Here is a 16,407-nt window from a genome sequence, read left to right as displayed (position 1 = left end):
AACCCATCGGGTCTCACAGACGTAGGGAGTACCGGGAGGATCCCTGTCCTCCTCCGCATCCGTATCGACGTGTTCGAGGAGTACCGATGACCACTTCGCGCCTCAGCGACGGGCTGACGACGCGCCAGCCCCTCGTGCTGGGCCTGTTCCGCATGGTCCTGGGCCTGTTGTTCACCAGTGAGGGCGCTGCGACGGTCTTCGGAATCCTGGACCGCAAGGCCAGTCCGGTGGGCGACTGGCCGTTCTGGTACGCCGGGGTGATCGAGCTGGTGTGCGGCGTTCTCGTGCTGCTCGGGGTCGCGACCCGCAGCGCGGCCTTCCTCAGCTCCGGCATCATGGCGTTCGCCTACTTCACCGAGCACCAGAAGGACGGCCTCTTCCCCCTGCAGAACGGCGGACTCGCCCCGGTGCTCTTCTGCTGGGGCTTCCTGCTCCTGGTGTTCTTCGGTCCGGGCGCCCTGTCCCTGTCGGGTCTGCTCGGCCGCGAGACCCCGTCGCCCTCGGCCGCCCGCGGGACGGCCTGACGGCCCCGGGGGCGGGCCCGCGTGCGGCCCGTCGCCCCGGGTGTCCCCCGACGGCGACGGGCCGGACCGCCCCGTGTCCGGCGCCGTCTCAGCTGTCGTAGTCGACCGTGAGGGTGTCGGAGACGGGGAAGGTCTGGCAGGTCAGGACGTAGCCCGCGTCGATCTCGCCGGTTTCGAGGGCGTAGTTGCGCCGCATGTCGGCCTCGCCCTCGACGACCAGGGCGCGGCAGGTGCCGCAGACGCCGCCCTTGCAGGCGAACGGCAGGTCGGGGCGGGTCTTCTGGGCGCCGTCCAGGATCGTCGCCGTGCGCGGCAGCGGGCTGGTGGTGGAGCGTCCGTCCAGGGTGATGGTGACCTGGGTGACCGGGCCCTCGGCGACGGCGTCCTGGTGACGCACCTCCCGTACCGGCTCGTCGTCGGCGAAGAACAGTTCCTGGTGGATCCGTTCGCCGGGTACGCCGAGCCCGGTCAGGACGCGCTGGGCGTCGCGGATCATGCCGTGCGGGCCGCAGAGCCACCAGTGGTCGGCGGCGGTGACGTCGACCAGGCCGTCGACGAGCGCGGCGAGCCGTTCGCCGTCGAGGCGGCCGGTGAGCACCTCGGCCTCGCGGGGCTCGCGGGACAGGACGTGCGCCAGCTCGAAGCGGGTGGGGTGGAGGTCCTTCAGGTCGGCGAGATCGTCGGCGAACATCACCGAGTCGGTGCGGCGGTTGCCGTAGAAGAGGGTGACCCGGAAGCGGTCGTCGGCGGCGAGGACCGACTCCGCGATGGACAGCATCGGGGTGATGCCGGAACCGGCGGCGACCAGGACGTGGTGTCCGGGCGTGGTGAGGTCGGGGGTGAACGCGCCGGTGGGTGCCATCACCTCGACGACGTCGCCGGGCCCGACCTCATGGACCAGCCAGGAGGAGAACAGACCGCCGGGCACCTCCCGCACGCCGATGCGCGGCTGTGCGCCGACCGGCGCGCAGATGGAGTACGAGCGCCGCTCGTCCCGTCCGTCGACCTGGCGGCGCAGGGTGAGCGACTGTCCGGGGGCGAAGGCGAACTCCCCTGCCAGTTCCTCCGGAACCTCGAAGGCGACGGAGACTGCGTCCTCGCACAGCCGCTGGACGGCGGCCACGCGCAGCGGGTGGAAGGCGGGCCGGCGCCGGGCCGCCCGGACCGGGGCGGGGCTCAACAGGTCTGCCATCAGATCTCCTTGACGTACTCGAACGGCTCGCGGCAGGCACGGCAGCGCCACAGTGCCTTGCAGGACGTGGCCCCGAACCGGGAGGTCTCCTCGGTGTCCGCCGAGCCGCAGCGCGGGCACGGCACCTCGCGGCGCGTCGGCGACAGCACCAGGGGAACCGGGCCGGGCGCGGTCCGCGGCGCCGGGCCGGGCGGCGCGATGCCGTGCTCGGCCAGCTTGCGGCGCCCGTCCGGTGTGATCCAGTCGGTGGTCCACGGCGGGTCGAGCACCGTGCGGACCTCCACGCGCGGGTAGCCGGCGGCCGTCAGCCGGGCGGCCACCTCGGCGCGCATCTCGGCCATCGCCGGGCAGCCGGAGTACGTGGGGGTGAGGCTCGCGACGACCGTCCCGTCCGCGTCGATCGCGACGTCGCGCAGGACGCCCAGTTCGTCGAGGGTGAGCATGGGCATCTCGGGGTCCGGCACGTGCGCGGCGATCCGCCGGGCGTGCCGGGGGTCCGTCAGGGTGGTCACCATGCCGCCTCCGGGTGGGCCCGTGCGACGGACTGGAGTTCGGCCAGCAGGGGTGCGAGGTGCTCGGTGTGCTCGCCGTCCCGGCCCGATCCCGGCAGCGGCGGTGCCTCGGGCAGCGCCAGTCCGGCCGCGTCCATGACCTGGCCGAGGACGCCGAGGACGTCGTCGCGGACGTCGTACGCCGCGAACAGCTCGTCCAGGTAGGGGGTCACGGCCGCCAGCGCGGCCCGCATGCGGCGGTGCGACTCCTCGGTGCCGTCGCCCAGCCGCACGGCCCACTCGGCGGCCCACTGCCGGTGGTAGGCCAGCTCCTTCACGCCCTTGACGGCGACGGCGGCGAGCACCGGGTCCGCGGTGGCGGTCAGCCGCTCGAAGTGGGCGAGCCGCCAGCTGGACAGCACCAGCAGCCGCACCACGCTGAACGCGAAGTCCCCGTTGGGGAGTTCGGCCAGACGGACGTTGCGGTAGTCGCCGGCGTCGCGGAAGTAGGCGTACGCGTCCTCGCCGCGGCCGGTGCCGTCGGCGTGGCCGGCGCGCGCGTACAGGAGGCGGGCCTGGCCGAGCAGGTCGAGGCCGATGTTGGCGAGCGCCACCTCCTCCTCCAGCTCGGGGGCGCGGGTGGTCCACTCGGCGAGGCGCTGGGCCGCGACGAGGGCGTCGTCGCCGAGCGCGAGGCAGCAGGCGGCGAGTTCCTCCCGGTCGATGCCCGCGGGCACCTCGGTGTCGACGCCGTGCAGCGGGTCCTCGAAGCCGGTGCCGAACGCCCACCGCGCGTCACTGTCGTCGTGTCCCTCGGCGAGGGCCAGGTAGACGTGGTCGTCACTCATGCCCTGCTCCTAGATGTGGGGGACGTCGTCGGGGATGTCGTAGAAGGTGGGGTGTCGGTACACCTTGTCCGCGCTGGGCGCGAAGAAGGGGTCCTTCTCGTCGCGGGTGGAGGCCGCGATGTGCTCGGAGCGCACCACCCAGATGCTCACTCCCTCGTTGCGCCGGGTGTACAGGTCCCGGGCGTGGGTGAGGGCCATCCGGTCGTCGGCGGCGTGCAGGGAGCCGACGTGGACGTGGTTCAGTCCCCGCTTGCCGCGCACGAACACCTCGTACAGCGGCCAGTTCGCCTTCGTCTCGTGGGTGTCGCTCATGCCGCCGCTCCTTCGTTCGCGCGTGCCGTCTGCTTCGCCGCGTGCGCCGCGGCCGCCTCCCGTACCCAGGCGCCTTCCTCGTGGGCGCTGCGGCGCCGCTCGACGCGCTGCGCGTTGCACGGCCCGTCGCCCTTGATGACGCGCATCAGCTCGTCCCAGTCGGGGGTGCCGAAGTCGTGCCGGCCGCGTTCCTCGTTCCACCGCAGCTCCGGGTCGGGCAGGGTGACGCCGAGCTTCTGCGCCTGCGGCACGGTCATGTCGACGAAGCGCCGGCGCAGCTCGTCGTTGCTGTGGCGCTTGATCTTCCAGGCCATGGAGGCGGCCGAGTTGGGCGAGTTCTCGTCCGGCGGTCCGAACATCATCAGGGACGGCCACCACCAGCGGTTCACGGCGTCCTGGACCATCTCCCGCTGGGCTTCGGTGCCGCGCATCATGGTCATCAGCAGCTCGAAGCCCTGCCGCTGGTGGAAGGACTCCTCCTTGCAGATGCGCACCATGGCCCGGGCGTAGGGGCCGTAGGAGCTGCGGCACAGCGGCACCTGGTTGCAGATGGCCGCGCCGTCCACGAACCAGCCGATCACGCCGACGTCGGCGAAGGTCGGTGTCGGGTAGTTGAAGATCGACGAGTACTTCTGGCGCCCCTCGATCAGCCGCTCGGTGAGGTCGGCGCGGTCGGCGCCGAGGGTCTCGGCGGCCGAGTACAGGTACAGGCCGTGGCCGGCCTCGTCCTGGACCTTCGCGAACAGGATCGCCTTGCGGCGCAGCGAGGGGGCACGCGTGATCCACTCGCCCTCCGGCTGCATGCCGATGATCTCCGAGTGGGCGTGCTGCGCGATCTGCCGGATCAGCGTCTTGCGGTAGCCGTCCGGCATCCAGTCGCGCGGCTCGATGCGCTGGTCGCGCGCGATGGTGGCCTCGAAGTACTCCTCGTACTCCTCCGGCTGCGGCTCGGCGAGAGCCGCCGAGGCGGACTGTTCGTCGTTCATGCCATCTCCCCTACCGACCATTCGTTCGGTTCATCATACGATGCACTCCCCCGGTTTCCACAAGAGGTGACGAGCGCCGAGCGCTCGCCCCCCGGTGTCGTTCACCGCCAGGTGTGGAACCCCTGTCCCGTCTTGCGCCCCAGTTCACCGCGGGCGACCTTCTCGCGCAGCAGCCGGGGCGGGGCGAAACGCTCGCCGAGGGTGGCGTGCAGGTGCTCGGCGATGGCGAGGCGGACATCGAGCCCGACGAGGTCGGTCAGACGCAGCGGGCCCATCGGGTGCTTGTAGCCGAGCCGCATGGCGTCGTCGATGGCCTCCGGTTCCGCGACCCCCTCCTCGACCATACGGATCGCCTCCAGGCCGAGGGCCACGCCGAGCCGGCTGCTGGCGAAGCCGGGCGAGTCCTTCACCACGACGTCCTGCTTGCCGAGGCCGTGCGTCCAGTCGAGGGCGGCCCGCACGGTGGCGGCGCCGGTCTCCGGGGCGAGGACGATCTCGACCAGCTCGGAGGCGGGCACCGGGTTGAAGAAGTGCATGCCCAGGAAGCGGCCTGGCCGGACGAGGGCGGCGGCCAGTTCGGTGACCGACAGGGAGCTGGTGTTGCTGGCCAGGACGGTCTCCTCGCCCACCGCCCGTTCGGCGGCGGCCAGGACGCGGGCCTTGAGGGCGGCGTCCTCGGGGACGGCCTCCACGACCAGATCGGCGTGCGCGGGCAGGTCGTCGACCGAGGAGACGGTGGTGACCCGGGCGAGCACCTGCTCGGCCGGCTCGGTCAGCCGGTCGCGTTCGGCGGCCCGCTTCAGGCCGGCGGCGACCCGGTCCAGTGCCGCGGCGGCCGCCTCGGCGCCGCTCTCCACGACGGTGACGGACGAGCCGGCCGCCGCGAAGGACTGTGCGATACCGGCGCCCATACGGCCGCCGCCGATCACCCCGACGACTGCGGGTGCTGTGGTCATGTCCGGGTCCTGTTCTCCTGGAAGCGGATCGTACGGTTCTTCCGGTCCTGGCCCTCGCGGCGCCCCGGCCCTCCAACCCGGGCCGTTCTCGCCGGGCACACGCTGGCCGTGATCACCGCGCTCACACCCGCTCCACCAGCATCGCCACGCCCTGGCCGACACCCACGCACAGGGTGGCGAGGCCCCGGCGGGCGTCCTCCCGCTCCAGCCGGCCCAGCAGGGTGAGCAGGATGCGGGCGCCCGAGCAGCCCAGCGGGTGGCCCAGCGCGATGGCCCCGCCGTCGGCGTTGACCTTCCCCTCGTCGAGCTCGAGCCGGCGGATCACGGCCAGCGCCTGCACGGCGAACGCCTCGTTCAGCTCGACCGCGTCCAGGTCGGCGGTCCGCCATCCGGCGCGGGCGAGGGCCTTCTCGGTGGCGGGCACCGGACCGAGTCCCATGACGTTCGGCCGGACGCCGGCCGAGGCGGAGGTGACGATCCGGGCGCGGGGGGTGAGCCCGTACCGCTCGACGGCCGCCGCGCTCGCCACGACCAGCGCGGCCGCGCCGTCGGAGAGCGGCGAGGAGGAGCCCGCCGTGACGATGCCGTCCTCGCGGAAGATGGTCCGGAGCGTGCCGAGCTTGTCCAGGGTGGTGGCGGGGCGCGGCCCCTCGTCGCGGGTGACCTCGCCGCCCTTCACCGGCACCGGCACGATCTCCCGGTCGAAGTGCCCCGCCGCCTGCGCCGCGAGGGCCCGCTGGTGGCTGCGCAGGGCGAAGGCGTCGGAGTCGGCGCGGGTGATGCCGTCGAGCGCGGCGACCTCCTCGGCGGTCTCGCCCATCGACAGGGTGACCTTCGCCGTCCCGGGACCGGCTCCGGCGGGCACGGCCCGGTCGGCGGCGGCGAAGCGCGGGTTGGTGAAGCGCCAGCCCAGCGAGGTGTCGTACACCTCCCCCGGCTTGGCCCACGGCGTGCCGGGCTTCTCCATCACCCAGGGGGCCCGGGTCATGGACTCCACCCCGCCGGCCACGACCAGGTCGGCCTCGCCGGCCCGGATCGCCTGGGCGGCGGAGGCGACGGCCGTCAGGCCCGAGGCGCACAGCCGGTTGACCGTGTACCCGGGCACCGTGTGCGGGAGTCCGGCCAGCAGCACGGCCATGCGCGCCACGTCCCGGTTGTCCTCACCGGCCTGGTTGGCGGCGCCCAGGATCACCTCGTCCACGGCGTCCGCCGGGATCGCGGCGCGGCGCACGGCCTCGCCGACCACCAGGGCGGCCAGGTCGTCGGGGCGTACGGAGGCAAGGGCGCCGCCGTAGCGGCCCTGCGGGGTGCGGGCCCCGTCGATCAGGTAGACCTCGTCAGGCATGAACGGGCTCCTCCGGGGTGACCGGGCGGCACGACGGGCGGACCGGTTCCCGTGCACGCCGCCAGGTGTGCACCTCTTGACAGGCACGGTTTCTGGCTGGATAAGTTGGCCCTGTCGCACGCTAACCGAATGTTCGGTCGGCACACAAGGCAGTGGCCACGGCGACGCGCGCCACGCGAACGGCATCGGTGAAACCCAAGGAGCCGCAGCAATGACGAGCGAGCTGGAGACCCCGGCCCCGACGCCGGCCCGCCGAGGAGAGCCCCTGCCCCACGAGCTGAAGGACGACGGCGAGCGGCTGTCGCGCGCGGAGCTGCGCGATCTCCAGCTGCGCCGGCTGCGCGCGACCCTGCGGCACGCCTACGACAACGTCGAGCTGTACCGCAAGAAGTTCGACGGGGCCGGGGTCACGCCCGAGGACTGCCGCTCCCTGGAGGATCTGGCCCGCTTCCCCTTCACCACCAAGGCCGACCTGCGCGACACCTACCCGTTCGGCATGTTCGCCGTCCCGATGGACCAGGTCCGCCGCGTCCACGCCTCCAGCGGCACCACGGGCCGCCCGACCGTGGTCGGCTACACGGAGAACGACCTGGCGATGTGGGCCGACATGGTCGCCCGCTCGATCCGCGCCGCCGGCGGCCGCCCCGGCCACAAGGTGCACATCTCCTACGGCTACGGCCTGTTCACCGGCGGCCTCGGCGCCCACTACGGCGCCGAACGGGCCGGCTGCACCGTGATCCCCGCCTCGGGCGGCATGACCGCACGCCAGGTGCAGATCATCCAGGACTTCCGGCCCGAGATCATCATGGTCACCCCCTCCTACATGCTCACCCTGCTCGACGAGTTCGAGCGGCAGGGCGTCGACCCGCGCTCCACCTCCCTGAAGGTCGGCATCTTCGGCGCCGAGCCGTGGACGGAGGCGATGCGCCGCGAGATCGAGGAGCGCATGGACATCCACGCCGTCGACATATACGGACTGTCGGAGGTGATCGGCCCCGGGGTGGCCCAGGAGTGCGTGGAGACCAAGGACGGTCTGCACGTGTGGGAGGACCACTTCTACCCCGAGGTCGTCGACCCCTTCACGGACGACGTCCTGGCCGAGGGCGAGGAGGGCGAGCTGGTCTTCACCTCCCTCACCAAGGAGGCCCTGCCGATCATCCGCTACCGCACCCGCGATCTGACCCGGCTGCTGCCCGGCACCGCCCGGCCCGCCTTCCGCCGGATCGAGAAGATCACCGGCCGCTGCGACGACATGATCATCCTGCGCGGGGTGAACGTCTTCCCGAGCCAGATCGAGGAGATCGTGCTGCGCACCCCCGGTGTCGCCCCCCACTTCCAGATCGAGCTGACCCGGCGGGAGCGGATGGACCACATGACCGTCCGTGTCGAGGCCCGCCCCGGCACACCCGCCGACCGGCGCGAGGATGCCGCCCGGGCGATCGCCAGGGGCGTCAAGGACGGTGTGGGGGTGACCGTGGACGTCACGGTCGTCGACCCGGACACACTGGAGCGTTCCCTGGGCAAGCTGCGCCGGGTGAAGGACCGGCGCGAGCCGTGATCCGTCCTCTTGTCACAATGACACGATGAGCAGACCGACCGCACAGACCTCCGGCGACCGCCGCGGCCGCCCCGTCTACGACCGCGACTCCCTCCTGGAGGTCGCGGTCGCGGTCTTCAACGAGCGCGGCTACGACGGCACCGGCATGGAAGAACTGGCCCGACGCCTGGGGCTGAGCAAGTCGAGCATCTACCACCATGTCTCCGGCAAGGCGGAACTGCTCGACCTCGCCGTCACCCGGGCCCTGGACGCCCTCTTCGCGGTCCTCGACGAGGCCCCCGGCCCGGACGCCACGGCGACCGCGCATCTGCGGCACGTCGTCCGGCGCAGTGTCGAGGTCCTGGCCGCCGAGCTGCCCTACGTCACCCTGCTGCTGCGCCTGCACGGCAACAGCGCGAGCGAGGAGCGGGCCCTGGCACGGCGCCGCGACTTCGACCACCGCGTCGCCGGTCTGGTGTCCGCCGCGGCGGCCGAGGGCGGCGTGCGGGACGACATCGACCCGCACCTGGCCAGCCGGCTGCTGTTCGGCACGGTCAACTCACTCATCGAGTGGTACCGGCCGGAAGGCGGCCTGCCGGTGCCGGCCCTCGCCGACGCCCTGACCGCCGTACTCTTCGACGGCCTGAGCGCGCGACAGCCCCAAGGCTGAGGCGGCAAAAGAAAAGACAAGGAGTGTCCGCGCTCCTTGCCATGGTCAACATATAGCGCAGCTGGGGGCTTGCGGCAAGGCCCCCCTCGTGCCGCAGAATCGCCCGCCGAAGCCGGATTCCACGAAAACGGGGGCACGAGATGCGTGTGGTGTTGTCGACGTTCGGATCGCGCGGAGACGTCCAGCCCATGGCGGCGCTCGCGGTGCGGTTGCGGGAACTCGGCGCGGAGGTCAGGGTGTGCGCGCCGTCGGACGAGGAGTTCGCGAAGCTGCTCGCCGGTTTCGGCGTGGAGTTCGTGCCGGCCGCCGAGCCGGTGCGCACACTGGTGACCGGGACGGCGCCGCTGTCGCCGGAGGGACTGCCCCAGCGCGCGGCCGCGCTGGTCCGCGCGCAGTACGAGGCGGTCGCCGCGGCGGCCGAGGAGTGTGACGCGGTGGTGGCGACCGGCCTGGTCCCGGCCGTGGCCGGCGCGCAGTCGGTGGCCGAGACCCTGGGCATCCCGTTCGTGTACGTGAGCTTCTTCCCGACCATGCTGCCGTCGCCGCACCATGCGCCGCTGCCGCTGCCGCTCTGGCCGTTCCCGCCGGGCATGACCGACAACCGGGAGCTGTGGGACCTGAACGCCAGGAGCTTCGACGCGCTGTACGGCCCCGGGCTGAACGCCCACCGGGAGTCGCTGGGCCGGCCGCCGGTGGACGACGTCCGCGGTCATGTCTTCACCGGCCGGCCATGGCTGGCGGCGGACCCGGTGCTCGCTCCGTGGCGGGAGCCGGCGGACCTCGATGTCGTGCAGACCGGTGCGTGGGTCCTGGCGGACGAACGCCCGCTCCCGGCCGGGCTGACGGCGTTCCTCGACGCGGGCGAGGCGCCGGTGTACGTGGGCTTCGGCAGCATGCCCATGCGCGAGTCGAAGGACATCGCCCAGGTGGCCGTCGAGGCGGTGCGCGCCCAGGGCCGCCGGCTGCTGGTCGGGCGCGGCTGGGCGGACCTGGGCGTGATCGACGACCAGGACGACTGCTTCACCGTCGACGAGGTCAACCACCAGGCGCTGTTCCGGCGGGTGGCCGCCGTCGTGCACCACGGCGGCGCGGGCACCACGACGACGGCCGCCCGGGCCGGCGCGCCCCAGGTGGTGGTCCCCCAGATCGCCGACCAGCCGTACTGGGCCGGCCGGGTGGCCGACCTGGGCATCGGCGCGGCGCACGACGGCCCGACCCCCACCTTCGCTTCGCTTTCGGCCGCCCTCACGACGGCCCTGGCCCCCGCCACCCGCGCCCGGGCGTCCGCCGTGGCCGGCACCCTGTGCACGGACGGTGCGGCCGTGGCCGCGAAGCTGCTGCTCGACACGATCCGCCGGGAGCGGCCGCCCGTGTCCCGGTGAGCCACGGCGGACCGGCCCGCCGGCGCAGCCGAGCCGCGTTCCGGGAGGAGGATCCGGTACGCGGCTCGGCCGATCGGTCAGCCGGTCTGCGGCCGTGTGCTCATGGCCGGGCGGTCAGCTGGAAGCTCTGTGCTGCGGAGCCGTTGCACGGGCGCTGGACCAGCTGGGTTCCCTGGGCCGAAGTGCCCGTGGTGCTCAGGCACTTGCCGCTGTGGCGTGCGGTGAAGTGGTAGCGACCGGAGGCCTCCCGCACCGGCAGCCACTGCTGGTTGCCGCCACCGCCGTAGGTCCACAGTTGCAGGGGCGCGTCGTCCGCGGTGGAGACGCCGGTGACGTCGACGACCTGCTGCGGATCGCCGCGGCCCGCGATCCGGGTGTAGCCGTCGCCGGTGGGGCGGAACTGGAACTGCTGGGCCGTGGTCCCGTTGCAGCTGTACTGCTGGATCGCGGTGCCGTTGGCCGTGCCCGCCGCGCGGGCGTCGACGCAGGTGCCGTTGCCGGCGTCGGTCAGCGAATACCACGTGGTCTCGGAGATCGGGTCGCCCGGCGCGGGGCCGCCGCCCGCTCCGCCCAGCCACTTGAGCCCGTCGATCAGGAAGCGGTTCTGCGTGGCGCTCGCGAACGTCGAGGACAGCCGGGTGTTGGTGGCGTAGTCCATGGCGTTGTGCCCGAAGTTCGCGTACAGCATCCTGTACTGGGTGTTGGTCCACAGGATCGGGTAATAGCCGCTGTACCAGGACTGGTTCGGGTCCGTGCCCAGGGGGAAGCCGGCGGGGTCGACCGACGCGAGGATCCTGATGCTCGGATTCGTCCGCAGGTCGTTGCTCCAGCTGTACCACTCGCTGACCGCGGAGGTGAAGGTGGCGGGCAGCCCGGTGGTGGCGGGGTGGGTGCGGTCCTCGGTACGCAGCACCGCCGTCGTCGGCCCCCAGGTGTTGCTTCTGAAGTTGCCGCTGCCGAGGAACTGGTTGTAGTACCAGGGCCAGGAGCCGGCGTCGGTGGTGAAGGCCGAGACGTGGAAGCCCAGCCAGCCGCCGCCCGCCCGGATGTACCGCTCGAAGCCGGTCCGCTGGGCGGCGGTCTGGGGCGCGTCGTCGAGGAAGAGGACGACCTGGTAGTCGTTCACCCCGCCGTTGGCGAGCAGGTTCCAGTCGGTGGTCGCCGTGTAGGAGAAGTTGTTCTGCGCGGCGGTCCGCGGAAACCACTCGTTGGCTTCCTTGACGAAGTCGATGTGCGCGGCGTCCCAGGTGCCGTTGTAGAAGGCGATGACCTTGAAGTCGGGCGCCAGGGGCGCGGCGGAGGCGGTGGGCCCGGCCTGGGCCGGGGCGGTCAGCCCCAGCGCCAGTGCCAGCGTGGTCAGCAGCCGTGCTGCGAGCCGCCTCACGGGTGACTCACCAGGTTCGCCACGTTGGTGGCGGAGTTGGAGGGACCGCCGCGGTCGTTGATGACGTGGCGGATGGTGCCGGTGCCGCCGAGCGACACGGTCACCATGTTCTGGAAGCGGACGCCGGGGTTGTTCGGCACCTCGAAGGCGTGCTCGGCGGTGACGGACGGGTTGACGTTGAAGTAGCAGTAGCTGCCGAGGCCGTACGCCTGGTGGCTGGTGACGGAGTTGGCGACCTTGTAGGCGGCGTAGCCCTGCGTGGAGCCGTTCATCCAGGCGGCCTGGTTCGGCGGGTCGTAGGGCATCTCGTTCTGGTAGAAGTACGTCCGGCCGCCGTTGCCGTTCCAGAGGGTCTGGTGCTTCTGGTAGTGCTCGACGAAGAGGCCGTACATGGTGACGTCGTCGCCGTTGACGACGAGTCCGGTGTCGGCGGTGTTGGAGTTCCAGCCGATGCCGCTGCCGTGGTCGCCGCGCCAGATCCACATGTGGTCGCCGATGACGTTGTCGCTGTTGACGACGAGGCTGGTGGTGGCCTTCCCGACGGCCGCTCCGCCGACGCGGAAGTACACGTCGTGCAGGGAGGTGGGGTTCGCCGCGTGACCGGCGGCGGCGCCGGCCGGGCCGATCTCCACCAGGGTCTGCGAGTTGGTGGTCCCGGCGTCGAAGAGCACACCGGCGATCTTCACTCCGTCGACGTCCGCGACGGTCATGGCCGTGACGCCGTTGTCCGGGACGAAGGTGGCCAGGCCCAGGCCGAGGACGACCGTGTCGGGACGGGTCACCCGCAGGGTCTGGTTCAGGTGGTGGACGCCGGGGGTGACCAGCAGGTTCTTGCCTTCGGCCAGGGCCGCGTTGATCTGGGCCGCGGTGGCGCCCGGCCTGACGACGAAGAACTGGTCGATGCCCAGGGAGGTGCCCGCGGCGGTGCCGGTCGCCCAGGTGGTGGCGGAGGAGTTGGTGCGCAAGGACGGCACGAACACCCGGTAGGCGCCCGCGTTGTCGACGTACAGGAACGGCTTCTCACGGACCGTGGGGGTCCGGTCGACCGTGGTGTACGGCGGGTTGGGGAAGCTGTTGCCGGGCACGCCCTGGCTGCCGACGAAGACCATGTTCCAGTTGGAACCGGTCCAGCTGCCGAGCTGCGAGTTGCGGGTGAGCCACTGCTGCTGGGTGCCCGAGCGGACCTGGCCGTCGATCTTGCTGTCGGCCATGAAGCCGCCGCTGGACCAGCCGCCGTCGCTCAGCTCCAGGTTGCCGCGGACGTGCATGCGCCGGTACCCGGACGCCTGGGAGACGGCCCACCGGTCGGTGCCGCCCGTCGGGTTGACCGACAGGTTCTCGGCGCCGCGCCAGAAGTTCTGAGTGGCGTTCTGCGGCGGGAACCAGTCGGCCTCCACGTGCACGGCGCCGTTGATCGTGACCGAGTCGGGCGACTGGCCGAGGCCCAGGACCTGGGTGTAGAAACCGACGTTGACGTCGTTGCTGTACGTGCCCGGCTTGAACATGACCGCGTAGCGCTGGGAGCCGAACTGGTTGGTCTCCTGCTGCTGGAAGATCTGGTTCAGCCGGCTCTGGATGGTGGCCGACGGCATCGACGGGTCGAACACCACCACGTTGGGGCCGAGGTCGACGTCCCCGGGTGCGGTGGTCACCGGCGTCACCTGGAATCGCTGGGCGGCCGTGCCGTTGCAGGTGTACTGCACCAGCTGGACGCTGTCGGCCGTCGAGGCGGACGGGACGTCGAGACACTTGCCGCTGTTGCGGTTGACGAAGTGGTAGGCGCCGCCGCCCTCGTCGACGGCCTGCCACTGCTGGTTGGTCCCGCCGCCGTACGTCCACAGGTGCACGGCCGCGTTGTCGGCGGTGGACACCTCGCTCACGTCCACGACCTGCTGGGCGTCGTTGCGGTTGCCGATCCGTACGAAGCCGTCGCCGGTGGCGGTGAAACTCCATTGCTGGGCGGTGCTGCCGTTGCACGCGTACTGCTGCACCGCGGTGCCGTTCACCGTCGCCGCCGCCCGGGCGTCCAGGCACTTGCCGCTGCCGCTGTTCACGACCGTCGACCAGCTGGTGGGCAGGGCCGCCGCGGCGGCGGCCGCCTTCGGGACGGCGGCCTGACTCGGCTGGACGCCGGTGAGGAGGGAGGCGGCGGTGGCCACGGCCGCGAACGCCGAGACGCGGCGCACCGCGGCGCGGGCGGCCGGGCCGGAGCGGGGGCGGCGGCCGACGGGGGGTGGCGGGTATCGCAGCACGTCTTCTCCTGGCGAGAGCCTGGGGGTCACCGGGTCACCGTCCACTTCTGGTTGGCGGCGCCCGTGCAGGTCCAGATCTGGAGCCGGGTACCGTTCGCGGAACTGTTCCCCGCGGCGTCCAGACACTTGTTCGCCTGCGGATTCACGATGTCCCGGGCGGCCGGCACCGCCCACTGCTGCGCGCCGGACCCGTTGCAGTCCCACAACTGCACCGGCGTCCCGTCGGCCGTACCGCCCGACGCCACATCCAGACACTTCCCCAGCGCACGAATCGTCCCGTCACTCCCGACGGTCCACTGCTGAGCGGCCGTTCCATTGCAGTCGTAGAGCTGAACGGCCGTCCCGTTCGCGCTGTTGGCACCGGCCACGTCGACGCACTTCCCGCCGAGCCCGGTGACGGGGCCGCTGCCGCCCGGCTGGGCGGTGTCGGTGCTGACGCGGACGTAGTCGACGAGGAGTTGCTGAGGGAAGGCCGTATTGCCGTCGGGGTCACCGGGCCAGTAGCCGCCGACCGCGAGGTTGAGGATGACGAAGAAGGGCTTGTCGAAGACCCACTGCCGGCCGCCGAGGTCGGCGGGGGTGCGCCGCTGGTACACGGTGCCGTCGACGGACCAGGTGATCGCGTTCGGGCTCCAGTCGACGGCGAAGGTGTGGAAGGCGTCGGCGAACGCCTGGCCGCCGGGCAGGCTGTACCCGGCGCCGATGCCGCCGGAGCCCGAGTAGCCGGGGCCGTGCAGGGTGCCGTGGACGGTGGACGGCTCGAAGCCGACGTTCTCCATGACGTCGATCTCGCCCGAGTTGGGCCAGCCGACCTGGCCGATGTCGTTGCCCAGCATCCAGAAGGCCGGCCACATGCCCTGTCCGCGCGGGATCTTCATCCGGGCCTCGACTCGGCCGTATGTCGTGGTGAACCGGCCGGAGGTGTTGAGCCGGGCGGAGGTGTACTCGCACCGGCCGTACCAGCACTGGTAGTTGCCCGGGTTCTCGCGGCGGGCGGTGATGGCCAGATGGCCCTGGCCGTCCAGGGCGGCGTTGCGGTTGCCGGCGGTGTAGTACTGCCGCTCGTGGTTGTTGACGTTGTCACCGGTCTCGATCTGCCACTTGGAGCCGTCGACGGCCGAGCCGGCGGGCCCGTCGAACTCGTCGGAGAAGGTGACGGCGGCCGCTCGGGCCTCCGCGACCGTCCGCGTGGAGGGTTCCGCCGGGGCCGAGGACGCGCCCTGGGCCAGACCGGTGGACAAGGACGCGAAGGCGAGCAGTGAGGCGAGCGTCCACAGCAGGCGCCGGGGCGAGCGCGGGGAGTCCATGACTCTCCCTTCATGAAGCATGACGCGGCTCGGTATTACAGGTGCATGACAGAGCCGGGCGCGGCGGGTCCGCTCGGGGACCTCGCCTGATGGGTGGGGGGTGGGAACGGTCCCGGAGGACTTAGTTCACTATGTGATTTAAGAAGTGAGCAATGCACCTGTCAAGAGTTTGGTACAGACCTGTACGGCCCGAGGTCCGGGGCCGGGCGGATCATTCAGGAGTACCGCGACACCGAGGACACCGAGAACACCGAGGACACCGCCGGCTGCGATCAAGCCGGCCTCCGTATACGACCGGGCCCGCCGAGTGGGCCGTCGGGCGCACTCGGCGGGCGAGGTGGCACCGGCTCAGGACGCGAGCCAGTCGCGGTAGTGCGTGGGGGCGATGCGGGCCCCCTCGGGCGCGATCAGCACCTCGCCCTTGACGACGGCGAACATCCCCGCGGTGTCGTCGACGACGACCTGGCGGCCGTCCCCGTGGGCGGCGACGGTCACGCGCCCGAGCTCGTCGAGCGGGAAGACCTCGGGGCCGGCGATGTTCAGCGTGCCGTCGAGGGGTGTGCCCGCGGCGATCTCGGCGACGACGGCCGCGACGTCGGCGGCGGCGATGGGCTGGAGGGGCGTGCGGGGCAGGCGGACGGTGCCGCCGTCCGTGGTCCAGGACAGGACCGCGTCGGCGAACTCCATGAACTGGGTGGCGCGCACGATGGAGTACGGGATCCCGCCGCCCTTGAGGAGGTCCTCCTGGAGCACCTTCGCCCGGTAGTAGTCCAGCTCCGGGACCTGCTCCACGCCGACGATGGACAGGATGACCACGTGGCCGACGCCGGCCTTGCGGCTCGCCGCCAGCAGGTTGTCCATCGACGTCCGGAAGAACGCGACAGAGGCCTCGTCGAAGGTGGGCGAGTTCGTCAGATTGACCACCGCCCGCGCGCCGGCGAGCGCCTCGTCGAGGCCGTCACCGGTGAGGAGGTCCACACCCGTCGACAGGGCGACCGCCGTCGCCTCGTGTCCCTGCTCGGCCAGCCGCCGGACCACCTGCGAGCCGATCAGGCCCGTGCCGCCCACCACCACGATCTTCATTGCCGTTCCTTCCGTCGTCGCTGTGTCACGGGGCCTCGCGGCACACTCGGGGAACACATCGGGCACAACGCACCGAGCGGGCCGTCCTTCATCCCGGACATCTTCTGTCCGAGATAATACTCGGACAAGAAGTGTCCG

15 protein-coding genes are annotated in these 16,407 nt (G+C 71.9%); 4 read left to right on the top strand and 11 right to left on the bottom strand.

Annotation, left to right across the window (positions count from 1 at the left end; genetic code table 11):
- Positions 1 to 86: 86 nt before the first annotated feature.
- The gene (locus IE275_RS02825; RefSeq protein WP_189707058.1) at positions 87 to 524 is read left to right on the top strand and encodes a DoxX family protein; all 438 of its coding nucleotides are present in this window, start codon (positions 87 to 89) and stop codon (positions 522 to 524) included.
- A gap of 88 nt (positions 525 to 612) precedes the next feature.
- On the opposite strand, the gene paaE is transcribed toward IE275_RS02825, so the two are convergent.
- From paaE to IE275_RS02790, 7 genes are all read right to left on the bottom strand, one after another.
- Complete coding sequence (gene paaE, locus IE275_RS02820; RefSeq protein WP_189707056.1) at positions 613 to 1,716, bottom strand: 1,2-phenylacetyl-CoA epoxidase subunit PaaE; 1,104 nt, start codon at positions 1,714 to 1,716, stop codon at positions 613 to 615.
- The gene (paaD, locus tag IE275_RS02815) at positions 1,716 to 2,231 is read right to left on the bottom strand and encodes a 1,2-phenylacetyl-CoA epoxidase subunit PaaD (RefSeq protein WP_189707054.1); all 516 of its coding nucleotides are present in this window, start codon (positions 2,229 to 2,231) and stop codon (positions 1,716 to 1,718) included. The genes paaE and paaD overlap by 1 nt, the downstream gene beginning before the upstream one ends.
- Entirely contained in the window at positions 2,225 to 3,055 is an 831-nt protein-coding gene (gene paaC / locus IE275_RS02810; RefSeq protein WP_189707052.1) for a 1,2-phenylacetyl-CoA epoxidase subunit PaaC, read from the bottom strand. The genes paaD and paaC overlap by 7 nt, the downstream gene beginning before the upstream one ends.
- A gap of 9 nt (positions 3,056 to 3,064) precedes the next feature.
- Complete coding sequence (gene paaB, locus IE275_RS02805) at positions 3,065 to 3,367, bottom strand: 1,2-phenylacetyl-CoA epoxidase subunit PaaB (RefSeq protein ID WP_189707050.1); 303 nt, start codon at positions 3,365 to 3,367, stop codon at positions 3,065 to 3,067.
- Positions 3,364 to 4,353 carry a 1,2-phenylacetyl-CoA epoxidase subunit PaaA gene (gene paaA / locus IE275_RS02800; protein ID WP_189707048.1) on the bottom strand — a complete coding sequence of 330 codons (990 nt, stop codon included), beginning with the start codon at positions 4,351 to 4,353 and terminating at the stop codon, positions 3,364 to 3,366. Before paaA ends, paaB begins: the two co-directional genes overlap by 4 nt.
- Positions 4,354 to 4,454: 101 nt before the next feature.
- Complete coding sequence (locus IE275_RS02795) at positions 4,455 to 5,309, bottom strand: 3-hydroxyacyl-CoA dehydrogenase family protein (protein WP_189707046.1); 855 nt, start codon at positions 5,307 to 5,309, stop codon at positions 4,455 to 4,457.
- A 121-nt stretch (positions 5,310 to 5,430) separates the two neighbouring features.
- Positions 5,431 to 6,654 carry a thiolase family protein gene (locus IE275_RS02790; protein ID WP_189707045.1) on the bottom strand — a complete coding sequence of 408 codons (1,224 nt, stop codon included), beginning with the start codon at positions 6,652 to 6,654 and terminating at the stop codon, positions 5,431 to 5,433.
- A 211-nt stretch (positions 6,655 to 6,865) separates the two neighbouring features.
- Between IE275_RS02790 and paaK the strand changes: the two genes are divergently transcribed.
- The 3 genes from paaK to IE275_RS02775 all read left to right on the top strand — a co-directional run bounded on the left by paaK (position 6,866) and on the right by IE275_RS02775 (position 10,243).
- Complete coding sequence (gene paaK, locus IE275_RS02785) at positions 6,866 to 8,212, top strand: phenylacetate--CoA ligase PaaK (RefSeq protein WP_189707043.1); 1,347 nt, start codon at positions 6,866 to 6,868, stop codon at positions 8,210 to 8,212.
- Positions 8,213 to 8,237: 25 nt separating this feature from the next.
- Positions 8,238 to 8,861, top strand: coding sequence for a TetR/AcrR family transcriptional regulator (locus tag IE275_RS02780; RefSeq protein WP_189707041.1), 624 nt, complete (start codon positions 8,238 to 8,240; stop codon positions 8,859 to 8,861).
- Between the two features lie 140 nt (positions 8,862 to 9,001).
- The gene (locus IE275_RS02775; protein ID WP_189707039.1) at positions 9,002 to 10,243 is read left to right on the top strand and encodes a glycosyltransferase; all 1,242 of its coding nucleotides are present in this window, start codon (positions 9,002 to 9,004) and stop codon (positions 10,241 to 10,243) included.
- A gap of 100 nt (positions 10,244 to 10,343) precedes the next feature.
- Here IE275_RS02775 and IE275_RS02770 read toward each other — a convergent pair whose 3' ends face one another.
- From IE275_RS02770 to IE275_RS02755, 4 genes are all read right to left on the bottom strand, one after another.
- Complete coding sequence (locus IE275_RS02770; RefSeq protein ID WP_189707037.1) at positions 10,344 to 11,627, bottom strand: ThuA domain-containing protein; 1,284 nt, start codon at positions 11,625 to 11,627, stop codon at positions 10,344 to 10,346.
- The gene (locus IE275_RS02765; protein WP_373299158.1) at positions 11,624 to 13,879 is read right to left on the bottom strand and encodes an RICIN domain-containing protein; all 2,256 of its coding nucleotides are present in this window, start codon (positions 13,877 to 13,879) and stop codon (positions 11,624 to 11,626) included. Before IE275_RS02765 ends, IE275_RS02770 begins: the two co-directional genes overlap by 4 nt.
- Before the next feature lie 26 nt (positions 13,880 to 13,905).
- Positions 13,906 to 15,186 carry a glycoside hydrolase family 16 protein gene (locus IE275_RS02760; RefSeq protein ID WP_189707035.1) on the bottom strand — a complete coding sequence of 427 codons (1,281 nt, stop codon included), beginning with the start codon at positions 15,184 to 15,186 and terminating at the stop codon, positions 13,906 to 13,908.
- Positions 15,187 to 15,534: 348 nt separating this feature from the next.
- A complete protein-coding gene (locus tag IE275_RS02755) occupies positions 15,535 to 16,269 on the bottom strand; it encodes an SDR family oxidoreductase (RefSeq protein ID WP_189707033.1) in 735 nt (244 codons plus the stop codon).
- Between the last annotated feature and the right edge of the window lie 138 nt (positions 16,270 to 16,407).

It is taken from the genome of Streptomyces phaeofaciens, from assembly GCF_014648915.1.
GTDB classification, from domain to species: domain Bacteria; phylum Actinomycetota; class Actinomycetes; order Streptomycetales; family Streptomycetaceae; genus Streptomyces; species Streptomyces phaeofaciens.
Note: the sequence above shows the minus strand (reverse complement) of the source record. Positions and strands in the feature narration are given on the sequence as shown.

What these genes read in the sequence shown, in the direction of transcription:
- IE275_RS02825 (WP_189707058.1), top strand. Translation starts at nt 87, where the DNA reads ATGACCACTTCGCGCCTCAGCGACGGGCTGACGACGCGCCAGCCCCTC.
- paaE (WP_189707056.1), bottom strand. Translation starts at nt 1,716, where the DNA reads ATGGCAGACCTGTTGAGCCCCGCCCCGGTCCGGGCGGCCCGGCGCCGG.
- paaD (WP_189707054.1), bottom strand. Translation starts at nt 2,231, where the DNA reads ATGGTGACCACCCTGACGGACCCCCGGCACGCCCGGCGGATCGCCGCG.
- paaC (WP_189707052.1), bottom strand. Translation starts at nt 3,055, where the DNA reads ATGAGTGACGACCACGTCTACCTGGCCCTCGCCGAGGGACACGACGAC.
- paaB (WP_189707050.1), bottom strand. Translation starts at nt 3,367, where the DNA reads ATGAGCGACACCCACGAGACGAAGGCGAACTGGCCGCTGTACGAGGTG.
- paaA (WP_189707048.1), bottom strand. Translation starts at nt 4,353, where the DNA reads ATGAACGACGAACAGTCCGCCTCGGCGGCTCTCGCCGAGCCGCAGCCG.
- IE275_RS02795 (WP_189707046.1), bottom strand. Translation starts at nt 5,309, where the DNA reads ATGACCACAGCACCCGCAGTCGTCGGGGTGATCGGCGGCGGCCGTATG.
- IE275_RS02790 (WP_189707045.1), bottom strand. Translation starts at nt 6,654, where the DNA reads ATGCCTGACGAGGTCTACCTGATCGACGGGGCCCGCACCCCGCAGGGC.
- paaK (WP_189707043.1), top strand. Translation starts at nt 6,866, where the DNA reads ATGACGAGCGAGCTGGAGACCCCGGCCCCGACGCCGGCCCGCCGAGGA.
- IE275_RS02780 (WP_189707041.1), top strand. Translation starts at nt 8,238, where the DNA reads ATGAGCAGACCGACCGCACAGACCTCCGGCGACCGCCGCGGCCGCCCC.
- IE275_RS02775 (WP_189707039.1), top strand. Translation starts at nt 9,002, where the DNA reads ATGCGTGTGGTGTTGTCGACGTTCGGATCGCGCGGAGACGTCCAGCCC.
- IE275_RS02760 (WP_189707035.1), bottom strand. Translation starts at nt 15,186, where the DNA reads ATGGACTCCCCGCGCTCGCCCCGGCGCCTGCTGTGGACGCTCGCCTCA.
- IE275_RS02755 (WP_189707033.1), bottom strand. Translation starts at nt 16,269, where the DNA reads ATGAAGATCGTGGTGGTGGGCGGCACGGGCCTGATCGGCTCGCAGGTG.